Here is a 720-nt window from a genome sequence, read left to right as displayed (position 1 = left end):
TATCGAACGCATGTTCGCACGCGGTGTCGAGGTTCCCGAGGGTTATGTCCCGGCCTTCGTGCGGGCCTGGGCACAGGAAGCACCCGGGGTGATCACCCCGAACCCGGCGCTGTTGTGGGGGGCCTACACCGACCCGGACCCGGTCACCGAGCTCGCCGACACCGCGCCCTCGGCGGAGCTGGCCACCCGGCTCGAGGATCTCTGCGCGCACCTGCGGGCGTTGCGTGCTGCGGGTGGGACGTTGACCGCGTCGCGGGCGGTGACCGACGACGCCGGGCTGGTGGACGCGCTGGTCGGGGCGGAGCACCTGCTGCGCTGGGCCGGGGCGCTGCGCACCGAACTGATCGCCGAACTCGACCGGCGCCGCCCCGGCGACGAACCCGGCTACGTCGGTGGCGACACCCCGCACCTCGGGTCCCGCTGGGCCCCCGACGAACTCGGGCTCGCCCTGGGTGCGACCCGGTTGACCGCGAAAACCCTGCTCGCCCGGGCCGCACGGCTGACCCGGCTGTTCCCCGCCACCCTGGCCGCCTGGCGGGAAGGCCGGCTCGACGAGGCCCGGGTGCTGGACCTGCTCGAGGTCACCGCGGTGCTGCCCGACGACCTCGCCGTGCTCGTCGAGGCCCGGGCGCTGGAACGCGCGCAGGGCAAGACCCGCCCGCAGTGGCGGGCGCTGCTGCGCCGGCTGATCGCCCGGCTCGACCCCGACGGCGCACACCG

1 protein-coding gene is annotated in these 720 nt (G+C 75.3%); it reads left to right on the top strand.

The annotated features are described in order from the left end of the window. Positions 1-10: 10 nt before the first annotated feature. Positions 11-720 (top strand): DUF222 domain-containing protein (locus PKE99_RS38160; RefSeq protein WP_271215115.1); only part of this gene is annotated, 710 nt, incomplete at its 3' end.

The organism is Pseudonocardia halophobica (genome assembly GCF_027922425.1).
In the GTDB taxonomy this organism is placed as follows: Bacteria; Actinomycetota; Actinomycetes; order Mycobacteriales; family Pseudonocardiaceae; genus Pseudonocardia; species Pseudonocardia halophobica.
The sequence above is the reverse complement of the archived record's forward strand: the minus strand, read 5'-3'. Positions and strand labels throughout refer to the sequence as shown.